This is a genomic window from Neobacillus sp. DZ-9 (genome assembly GCF_059587065.1).
In genome coordinates this window covers 322,507-330,439 of sequence record NZ_JCAIOL010000007.1, presented here as the reverse complement: position 1 = coordinate 330,439, position 7,933 = coordinate 322,507, and the positions used below count along the sequence as shown (strand labels likewise).

General features: G+C 40.3%; 6 protein-coding genes. All 6 read right to left on the bottom strand.

Annotation, left to right across the window (positions count from 1 at the left end; translation table 11 throughout):
- Positions 1–280: 280 nt before the first annotated feature.
- Complete coding sequence (gene gyrA, locus AC59HZ_RS21045) at positions 281–2,800, bottom strand: DNA gyrase subunit A (RefSeq protein WP_496547728.1); 2,520 nt, start codon at positions 2,798–2,800, stop codon at positions 281–283.
- Positions 2,801–2,878: 78 nt separating this feature from the next.
- Entirely contained in the window at positions 2,879–4,801 is a 1,923-nt protein-coding gene (gene gyrB / locus AC59HZ_RS21040) for a DNA topoisomerase (ATP-hydrolyzing) subunit B (protein WP_496547740.1), read from the bottom strand.
- Positions 4,802–4,880: 79 nt separating this feature from the next.
- Positions 4,881–5,129, bottom strand: a complete 249-nt coding sequence (remB, locus tag AC59HZ_RS21035; protein WP_496547727.1) for an extracellular matrix regulator RemB — start codon at positions 5,127–5,129, stop codon at positions 4,881–4,883.
- A gap of 8 nt (positions 5,130–5,137) precedes the next feature.
- Positions 5,138–6,256 (bottom strand): DNA replication/repair protein RecF, encoded by a 1,119-nt coding sequence (gene recF, locus AC59HZ_RS21030; protein ID WP_496547726.1) that lies wholly within the window; start codon positions 6,254–6,256, stop codon positions 5,138–5,140.
- 18 nt (positions 6,257–6,274) lie between these two features.
- Positions 6,275–6,490: a S4 domain-containing protein YaaA gene (gene yaaA, locus AC59HZ_RS21025; protein ID WP_496547725.1), complete on the bottom strand. Its 216-nt coding sequence runs from the start codon at positions 6,488–6,490 to the stop codon at positions 6,275–6,277.
- A 148-nt stretch (positions 6,491–6,638) separates the two neighbouring features.
- The gene (gene dnaN / locus AC59HZ_RS21020; RefSeq protein WP_496547724.1) at positions 6,639–7,775 is read right to left on the bottom strand and encodes a DNA polymerase III subunit beta; all 1,137 of its coding nucleotides are present in this window, start codon (positions 7,773–7,775) and stop codon (positions 6,639–6,641) included.
- Positions 7,776–7,933: the final 158 nt, after the last annotated feature.

The following is a 7,933-nucleotide window of genomic DNA, read 5'->3' as shown; positions in this document are numbered from 1 at the left end:
TTAGGCACGCCGCCAGCGTTCGTCCTGAGCCAGGATCAAACTCTCCAAGAAAGTTGATTAGCTCATAAAATAAAACGTTGGCTCGTTTCATAAAGAAACGAATATTATTGTTTGTTGACGTTTTTGTTTGTTTAGTTTTCAAAGGTCGATTTTCTCAATCGCTCGTAAGCGACTTAATAAATATATCATCCACAATAATTAAAGTCAACGATTTTTTAAATGTTTTTTTCTTTTTTAAGAAAAGAAAAAGGAACATACCAAGTATGCCCCTTTTTCTTTCTTATTCTTCGCCCTCAGGGACATTATTAGAACTTTCTTCAAATGAGAGTTCCTCACCCTGATCGTCACTTTCATTATCAGCAGCTTCCTCTTTTTCTACCTTAGCTACTGTTGCTACAAATTCATTCTCATTTTCTTTTATGCTAATGAGCTTTACACCTTGGGTATTTCGGCCAATTCTTGCAATACCCGCTACATCGATTCGGATTAGGACCCCGCCAGTGGTAATCAGCATGAGGTCTTCCTCGCCTGTTACAGCTCTCATGGAAACGAGATTTCCATTTTTCTCAGTAACATGGCAGGTTTTTATTCCTTTTCCGCCTCTTCCCTGAATTCGGTATTCAACGGCCGGTGTGCGTTTGCCATACCCATTTTTCGTCACGATGAGGACATCATTGTCCTCTTCTAAAACTTCCATGCCGACCACTTCATCGTCAGCATCTAAGGTAATCCCTTTTACTCCTGTCGCCGTTCGTCCCATTGATCGAACGTCAGTTTCCGGAAAACGGATTAGCATACCATTTTTAGTTCCAATGATAATATGCTTAGTTCCGTCTGTTAGGCGGACCGAAATAAGTTCGTCACCCTCACGGAGGCTTAATGCGATCAAACCATTATTGCGGATATGCGCAAAGGAGGTTAGTGGTGATCGTTTAGAGATACCTTCTTTTGTAGTAAAGAATAGTGACCAATCATCGACAAATTCTTCAACCGGAATAATGGCATTCACCCATTCTCCCTTTTCAATACCAAGTAGGTTAATGATTGGAATTCCTTTGGCGGTACGGCTATATTCTGGTATCTCATAGCCCTTTGAACGATATACCTTTCCCTTATTAGTGAAGAATAAAATCGTATCATGGGTTGAAGTAGTGATTAAATGTTCCACAAAATCATCTTCATTCGTTCCCATTCCCTGAATTCCACGGCCGCCGCGTTTTTGCGCACGGTAGGTGGATACTGGCAGGCGTTTAACATAGCCATTATGTGTTAGGGTGATGACAATGTTTTCGCGTGGAATTAAATCTTCATCTTCAATATTTTCAATGCCGCCCGCCTGGATTTCTGTACGGCGCTTATCATTGAAACGTTCTTTGATTTCTAATAATTCCCCGCGGATGATTTCAAGAACCTTTTCTTCATCTGCTAAGATTGCTTTTAATTCAGCAATAAGCTTCATGAGCGTCTGATATTCATCCTCGATTTTTTCTCTTTCTAATCCAGTTAAACGCTGCAAGCGCATATCCAGGATCGCTTGTGCCTGTTTTTCAGATAGGTTAAATTCCCTCATTAAGCCTTCTCGAGCAATATCAGTGGTTTGCGAGTTTCGAATAAGGGTAATGACTGCATCCAAATTGTCCAGCGCTATTCTTAAACCTTCTAAAATATGGGCACGTGCTTCCGCCTTACGCAATTCAAATTCTGTTCTCCGACGGATTACTACTCTTTGATGATCTAAATAATAGACTAAGCATTGCTTTAGACTTAATACCTTTGGCTGTCCACCCACAAGGGCCAAGGTGTTGATTCCGAAGCTAGTTTGCAGGGCAGTTTGCTTATATAAGTTATTTAAGAGGACATTAGCATTGGCATCTTTACGAACCTCAATGACAATTCTCATTCCTCTGCGGTCAGATTCATCTCTAAGGTCAGTTATGCCATCAATTTTTTTATCACGTGCTAATTCCGCAATTTTTTCAATCAATTTTGCCTTATTTACTTGATATGGCAATTCATTTACGATAATAACTTCTTTGCCATTCGATTTTTGTTCAATCTCTACTTTAGCTCGGATAGTTATCGATCCTCGGCCTGTTTCGTAGGCCTTACGAATACCGCTCCGGCCAAGAATAATTCCTCCAGTCGGGAAATCCGGACCCGGAATTATCTCCATCAACTCTTGAGTAGTAATTTCAGGGTCATGACTGACCGCCAATACGCCGTCAATGACCTCACCAAGCTGATGGGGAGGGATATTGGTAGCCATACCTACGGCAATCCCTGTTGTACCGTTGACCAATAGGTTTGGAAATCTTGCCGGCAGAACAACAGGCTCTTTTTCCTCACCATCATAGTTATCTTGGTAATCAATTGTATCCTTGTTGATATCTCTTAATAATTCCATCGAGATTTTGGACATTCTTGATTCGGTATACCGCATCGCTGCGGCGGCATCCCCGTCTACGGAACCAAAGTTCCCGTGCCCATCAACAAGCATATAACGATAGTTGAAGTCCTGCGCCATCCGAACCATCGTTTCATAAACCGCGGAATCGCCATGCGGGTGATATTTACCGATAACGTCACCAACGATACGGGCAGATTTTTTATATGGTTTGTCCGCATGGATTCCAAGATCATGCATAGCATATAAAATACGGCGATGTACGGGCTTTAAACCATCCCGAACATCTGGAAGGGCACGTGAAACGATAACACTCATTGCATAGTCAAGAAATGAAGATTTCATTTCCTGACTGATATTAATCTCTTTTATTTGAGAATTTGGTGTTTCAGCCATATTTGGTACCTCCTATAATGATCACCTGGCCACCCAGGTAAAAGAAAAGGAGGATAGTGGTTAAACCTCTACCCTTTTTTATATATCTAAGTTCTTAACGTATTGTGCATTGGCTTCAATGAAGTTCCTGCGGGGTTCAACTTTTTCACCCATTAACATTTCAAACGTTTCATCTGCTTCGATCGCATCCTCAAGACTTACCTGAAGCATCGTTCTCACTGATGGATCCATCGTCGTTTCCCATAATTGTTCAGGATTCATCTCTCCCAAACCTTTATAACGCTGGATATTTGGCTTCGGCTGGCTTGGCAGCTCTGCGAAAATCCGCTCAAGCTCTTTATCATTATAGGCATATTCTACCCGTTTGCCTTGCTGCACTTTATAGAGCGGAGGCTGCGCGATATAGATATAACCCGCTTCCAAAATTTTTCTCATATAACGGTAAAAGAATGTTAAGATAAGCGTTCGAATGTGAGCACCATCCACATCGGCATCCGTCATGATGACAATTTTATGATACCGTGCCTTTGAAATTTCAAAATCCTCGCCAATTCCCGTTCCAATTGCAGTAATCATTGCTCGAACTTCGTTGTTAGAAAGAATTTTATCTAGGCGCGCTTTCTCAACATTAAGGATTTTCCCTTTTAACGGTAGAATCGCTTGGAAATGGCGATCACGGCCTTGTTTTGCAGAGCCGCCCGCAGAATCACCCTCAACGATATACAATTCGCTTTCATAGGGATCCTTAGAAGAACAATCCGCTAATTTACCCGGTAAACTAGAAACTTCTAACGCGCTTTTCCGGCGGGTTAATTCTCTGGCTTTCTTAGCTGCAAGCCTTGCTCTCGCAGCCATTAAGCCTTTATCGATAATTTTCCTGGCAACAGTCGGATTTTCCAGCATGAATTTTTCAAAATGGCTAGCAAAGACAGTATCGGTAATCGCTCTTACTTCAGAGTTTCCGAGCTTTGTCTTTGTTTGTCCTTCAAATTGTGGATCAGGGTGTTTGACCGAAACAATGGCTGTTAATCCTTCACGAACATCCTCTCCGGAAAGGTTCGTATCATTTTCTTTAATCAAACCATTTTTTCGGGCGTAGTCATTAATGACCCTAGTTAAGGCTGTCTTAAAGCCTGATTCATGTGTTCCACCTTCATAGGTGTGGATATTATTAGCGAAGGAGTAAATGTTATCAGTATAGCCTTCGTTATATTGAAGAGCGACTTCCACACTAATGCCATCGCGCTCGCCCTCAATAAAGATTGGCTCTTCATGAATGACTTCCTTTGTACGGTTTAAATGCTCAACATAGGATTTAATACCGCCTTCGTAGTAATATTCATTATGTTTATTTTCAACCCGTTTATCTTCAATCGTGATTTTGATTCCTCGGTTAAGGAAGGCAAGTTCACGAAGACGAGTGGCTAGAATGTCATATTCATATACCAGAGTTTCAGTGAAAATTTCACCATCTGGTTTAAAGTGTGTAATCGTACCCGTTTTATCGGTAGTCCCAATTACATCTAATTCCTTGACGACCGCTCCGCGTTCAAACTTTATTAAGTGGATTTTACCTTCACGGTGAACATAAACCTCAAGTTCGGTGGAGAGCGCATTAACAACTGATGCCCCAACCCCATGAAGTCCTCCGGAAACTTTGTAGCCTCCACCGCCAAATTTACCTCCGGCATGAAGAACCGTCATAATGACCTCAACTGCAGGTCTGCCCATTTTCTCTTGAATATCAACCGGAATACCACGGCCGTTATCCTTTACTGTGATGCTATTGTCTTCCTCAATGAACACATTGATTTCATTACAGAAGCCGGCAAGCGCCTCATCAATACTGTTATCGACGATTTCCCAAACGAGATGATGGAGGCCTTTACCGCTTGTTGAACCGATATACATACCAGGCCTTTTTCTTACTGCTTCAAGTCCTTCTAGAACCTGGATTTGTTCCGCACCGTAGGATTGTTCTTCTAACGCTTTTTGTTCCATAGTCATACCTGTTCACCTGCACCTTCATACAAAAATATAGCTATATTTTCGTTTTCAAAAACAATAAAAATATGATGTATTAAAATTCCTGGATATTCAATTGGCTGGATCGTTTCTTTAACGTTCCAGAAGCAATTGGGGATAAATAAACTTTGTCATAGGTAATAATAATCGACTTAAAGGGGTTTTTTGATAAATTCATAACTTTCTCTTTATGGTGGTTCAAGAACTCTTCCACGAGCTCCGACTGGTTGGCACTTTCTTTATCCAGGATGGTAATAATATCCTTGTCCCGGATATTGTGATCTTCCCCGATATGAATATACATGCTCCACCTCAGTTGATTTTCTTTATAGAGCCGGAATCCACGGTATAGGTGGAGGCTTCTTTTAAGGTTTGATGGTCAATTCCTTCCACACTCGTGGTCGTCACAAAGGTTTGAACCTTGCCTTGGATGGTATTGAGCAGATGGGATTGTCTGTAATCATCTAACTCTGATAGCACATCGTCCAGAAGAAGAATCGGATATTCCCCAATTTCGGCATAGATTAGTTCAATTTCTGCAAGCTTGACAGACAGTGCTGTTGTCCGCTGCTGACCTTGTGATCCAAAGGTTTGAACATCTCTTCCATTTACAAAAAACATCAAATCGTCGCGATGAGGTCCAAACATGGTTGTCCCTCGCTCAATTTCTCTCGTGCGTACCTTCCCGAACTTTTCTTCAAAGCATGCTACCATTTTCGACAAATCTTGTCCTTCTAATACCTCTACGGAAGGTTTATAGTTTATTTCAAGCGATTCGAGCCCTCGTGATATCCCTTGGTGAATTGGTTTTGCCCAATTTTCAAGCAGCTGGAGGAATTCAAACCTTTTGCTGACAATTTTTACGGCCATCTGAATAAACTGTTCGGTTAAAATTTCAAGCATTGTCTGATCGGTTTGCTTTTTTATCTGCATCATTTTTAAATAATGATTACGCTGCTGGAGTATTTTTTGATATTGACTCATATCATGTAAATAAATTGGCGAAACCTGACCAATTTCCATGTCAATAAACCGTCTTCGCACCTGCGGACTGCCTTTTACTAAGTTAAGGTCCTCTGGCGCAAACATGACCACATTCAAATTCCCCACATACTGGCTTAATTTTTGCTGTTCAATATGGTTAAGCCTTGCCTTTTTTCCTTTTTTGGAAATCACCAATTGCAGCGGCAGCGAGCTGTGTTGTTTTTGAACCCTACCTTCTATTTTAGCATAATCTTGATCCCAGCGAATAAGATCTTTATCGTTTGACGTTCGGTGTGATTTAGCCATTGCTAACACATAAATGGATTCCATTACATTGGTTTTACCTTGGGCATTTTCTCCCAAGATTACATTTACTTTATTTTCAAATTCTATAAATAACTCATCATAATTGCGATAGTCTTTTAACGCTAATTTTTCAATATACATGCGCAGGACATCCTTTAGTTACTCGGTAATGACAAATTCCCCAACACCGACAATTTGAACCTTGTCACCTGCCCGAAGCTTTCTTCCTCTTCTTTGGTCTTGTTCACCATTGATAAATACCTCGTGTTCACTTAAAAACCATTTTGCCATGCCGCCAGATTGGATCACATCAGCTGCTTTTAAAAATTGTCCTAATGTAATAAATTCTGTGCTCAGCTTTATTTTTCCAGGCACACAAGTCACCCTCATTCCTAAAATGGTCTCAATACTTTATTTTACTAAATTTTTTCCTTAGATACAAAGAATTCTCGAAAGTTATCTTACAATAGCAAATATAGCCACCGATGGTACGGTAGCTATATACACGAGATTGTATAAATATTTAGTACGTTCTTACAGGTAAAATCAGCTGCAAAATGGTTTCGTCATGAAGCGGACGAATCAGGAATGGGCGCATGGCACCAGTAAAGCTCACTCTGATATCGGTTCCTTCTAATGCCTTTAGGGCATCCATCATATATTTCGCACTAAAGGAAATTTTTAAATCTTCTCCCTCTATCGCACCGCTTTGAATTTCTTCTACAACCTTACCAATCTCTGGGGTATTCGAAGAAATTTCGATAATTCCATCCTCAATAGTCGAGAACTTAACGACATTATTTCTTCCTTCACGTGCAAGCAGGGAAGCACGATCAATCGCCTGGAGGAATTCCTTTGTATTAACGGTCACGTCTGTTTTACTCTCGCTCGGAATTAATCTTGACGTATCCGGATAGTTGCCCTCTAACAATCTTGAGAAAAATAATAAGTGCTTGGCTTTAAATAAAATTTGATTTTCTGTAATTACGATATCGATTAATTCATTTGTGTCATCAATAATTTTACTTAATTCATTCAAGCTTTTCCCTGGAATAACGACATTATAGTTTTCGTTATTTTCTGTCTCAATTTTCGCTTTCCTTAATGCAAGTCTGTGGCTATCTGTTGCAATACAGGTTAACTCGCCATTTTCAATCTTCCAGTTTACACCTGTCAAGATCGGGCGTGTTTCTGAGGTGGACACTGCGAAATGCGTTTGTCGAATCATTGCTTTTAACAGATCGGTCGCAATATGAAATTTATTATTTTCCTCTACTTGCGGCAGGTGAGGGTACTCTTCTGCATCAAGGCCGTTAAGGTTGAATTCTGATTTCCCAGAGCGGATAACCGTTTGCAGCGATCCAAGTACTTCAATTTCAACGGAATCAGTCGGTAACTTTTTTACGATTTCGCTAAAGAACTTAGCTTGTAAAACAATCGCTCCTGGTTGTTTGATCTCAACAATTTCATCACCAGATTCTTCTTTTGGGATAAAGGATTCAATGGAAACATCAGAATCACTTCCTGTTAAAGTAACCCCATCTGTTGTAGCAGCAATTTTGATTCCAGTAAGAATAGGGATAGTTGTTCTCGTTGTAACTGCCTTCATAACATCTTGAACACTTTGAACAAGACGATCGCGCTGGATGATAAATTTCATAATTAAATCCTCCCTGTAAGCATATTTTTTTTGCGCAAGCATATAATATTATTTTTTAAAAAATATAGAAGAAGTACTAGTAGGCCCTGTTAGTATGTGGATAACTAAGATTTTCAATAGAAACACAGCCTATCCACATGTGGACAGACTGTGTGCAA

Bases quoted from the DNA above. Each gene is read 5' to 3' on its own strand.
- remB (WP_496547727.1), bottom strand. From the start codon at position 5,129: ATGTATATTCATATCGGGGAAGATCACAATATCCGGGACAAGGATATT.
- dnaN (WP_496547724.1), bottom strand. From the start codon at position 7,775: ATGAAATTTATCATCCAGCGCGATCGTCTTGTTCAAAGTGTTCAAGAT.
- gyrA (WP_496547728.1), bottom strand. From the start codon at position 2,800: ATGGCTGAAACACCAAATTCTCAAATAAAAGAGATTAATATCAGTCAG.
- gyrB (WP_496547740.1), bottom strand. From the start codon at position 4,801: ATGGAACAAAAAGCGTTAGAAGAACAATCCTACGGTGCGGAACAAATC.
- recF (WP_496547726.1), bottom strand. From the start codon at position 6,256: ATGTATATTGAAAAATTAGCGTTAAAAGACTATCGCAATTATGATGAG.